The sequence below is a fragment of the Nonomuraea sp. NPDC003201 genome (genome assembly GCF_053590415.1).
Genome location: NZ_JBSFTC010000661.1, coordinates 1 through 2,376, shown reverse-complemented (window position 1 = coordinate 2,376; position 2,376 = coordinate 1). Strand labels below are relative to the sequence as shown.

Annotated in this window: 2 protein-coding genes; both read right to left on the bottom strand. The window is 67.6% G+C overall.

Annotated features, from left to right (window positions below; translation table 11 throughout):
- Positions 1-267, bottom strand: a 267-nt coding sequence (locus ACWDX9_RS62450; RefSeq protein WP_449973307.1) for a hypothetical protein, incomplete at its 3' end; no start/stop codon positions are given.
- Positions 268-433: 166 nt separating this feature from the next.
- Positions 434-1,441, bottom strand: coding sequence for a hypothetical protein (locus ACWDX9_RS62445; protein ID WP_449973306.1), 1,008 nt, complete (start codon positions 1,439-1,441; stop codon positions 434-436).
- Positions 1,442-2,376 lie beyond the last annotated feature (935 nt).

Genomic DNA, 2,376 nt, shown 5'->3' with positions numbered 1-2,376 from the left:
CGCCCGGCCACGACCGCCCGGCCACCAGCGCCTGGCCGCCACCGCGGGCCGCCACCGGCCGCCCAGGAGCACGCCGTCTGATGCGCCTCCTTGAGGCCGGTGGGGCTCCGGCGCCCAGTCTGCGTACTCGAGGCCCGTCTGGCGCTCGGCGGTGATCTCCAGGCGGACCACGCCCTCGCGCGCCAGTGCGGCCCTGAAGACGATCCAGTCGCCGCCCACCTGATCCGCCGCCAGCGGTTCAACCGTGTCCCCGCCCTGATGGACCACGACACAGGCGGTTCCCATCTTCCGGTACGGGTACGAACGCTCTCTTCATGAGTGGAGGCGCCCCGATCATTTCGCCCGGAACCGGAAAGTCTTGGGCGGCGTCGCCGCTCTCCGGTCCGGAGTGGATCACGGAGAGCAGCGAGGCGCGCGTCACGCGGGAAGGGGCTCAGCCCGTGTAGTCGGTGGTGCGGGTCTCGCCGGACGGCCACAGGTATTTGCCGTGGTCAGCCGCCGTGAAGTTCTTGTTGTCGTCTCCCGTACGGGCCTGGATGAGGTTGCGGCGCCAGGTGGAGCCGCGCGCAGACCCGCCCCAGATGTTGCCGTACAGGAAGCCGTACAGCTGCTCGAGTTCGGCCGAGAAGACGTTGTCGGTGACGGTGATGTTCGTGGCGTTGTTCTCGACACCGATGCTGAGCGCGTATCCCCAGCCGGAGACGTAGTTGTTCGTGACCGAGATATGGTCGTACACGCCGTTGCCCTGCAGGGCCAGCCCGTTGGTGTTGCCCAGGGAGGCCAGGGTGTTGTGGTGGACGATCATGGGGCCGCCGTTGCCTTCGCTCTGCGGGCCTATGCCGTCGTGGTGGTATTCGTCATGCGACGTATCCGCCATGTCGTGAATGTAGTTGTTCGTCCACGTCGACGGGCGGTCCGGGAAACCCGTCACCATGATCATGCCGGCGTTGCCCCAGATGTCGTTGTGGTCCATGACGGCCACGGCTTCCTTCATCGTCGTGGCGAGCTGCCAGGAATCCTCGAAGGGCGTGCCCGGCTTGGTGTGGGACGACGAGACGGTGCCGTCGTTGCCGGGCGGCATCGCGTAGGAGCTCGGCTTGAACGTCGAGTACAGGAACTTGATGTTGTTGTCCGAGTAGATCTGGACGAGGTTGTCGTTGGGGTTGGTGCCCTCGAACAGGCAGCCGACGAACGTGAGGTTGTCGCCGTAGATCAGCACCTTCAGGCCGAGGAAGCGCTTGTAGGAAATGACGCTGTTGTCCGGGAACTCGAGCCTCAGCGGTTTGTCGGCGCTCATGCCCGCCGCGTAGTCGGTGAGCTTGCCCGGGTACGCGCCCAGCCCCAGGCCTCCGGCGTTGGCCGGCGTGTTGGCGTAGCCGGTGTTCGAGAAGTCCGGCCAGTAGCCTGAGCCGTCGTTGGGCCGGGCGTCGATGGGGTTCACGACCTCCTCCGCACCGCGCGCACGGAATTCGCCGCCGGTGACGACGCTCGTGGAGAGGGCGGCGGCGAGGCAGGCGAGGGCGACGGCGGCGGAGAAGGAGCTCCGGGCGAACGCGCGGACGAGGGGTAAGCGCCGGCGATTCTCGACGTCCTGGCGATGTGATGTCTTGATGTCGTGCTCCGATCGGATCTACTACGTGTCCCGCCCCGTGCCGTCCAGCGGCAGAGGCGATCTTTCGGCACCACGTAGTGTGCCGGGGGGACCCGATGTTTCGGGCGATTTCTTATGACCACATGGCGCAGCCGAAAACTGTCTCCCCGTGATCACCCGCGCTCTTGCTGGGGGAAAAGGTGTGAGTCGAGGCGAAACGAGCGGAAGGTTTTCGCACCATTTCCTGATGTCAGAAAACGCACCCGAAGTGGCGGGCGATGCGCACCGGTTCACCGGTATGTACGACGAATGCCGGCAACGCGTCTGGGTCTACGTGGTCGGTCGCGCGGGACGGCAGATGGCGGACGAGGTGACCGAGCCCGATGGCGTACTGCGGGCCCTGGCCGCGCTGCCGGAGAACGACCGGGGGATCCTCGTCCGGGGCGCCTGGCATGCTGTCTGCCAGGGAGGCCGCCCGCGTCATCGGCGGCTCGCCGACGGTGTACCGCGTGCGGCTACATCGGGCCGTAAGCGGCTCAGGCAGGCCATGGTCGGCGAACTGGCCAGGGGCTGGCATCGCGGTGAGCCGCCCGGCCGTCCCCGCCCCACATGCGGAACTCCGGCTAGGAGCGGTCATGAATCTCATGGATGAGCTCCCGGCCGCGCGGCCTGCGCATCTCGTTGACCGGCCGGTGGACTCGCGTACCAGGGCCGCCGAGCTGTCCCGCGCCATGTCGAGGCTGATCGCCGCCGGCGCGGTGCCCCAGGGCGGTACCCCCCCGCGC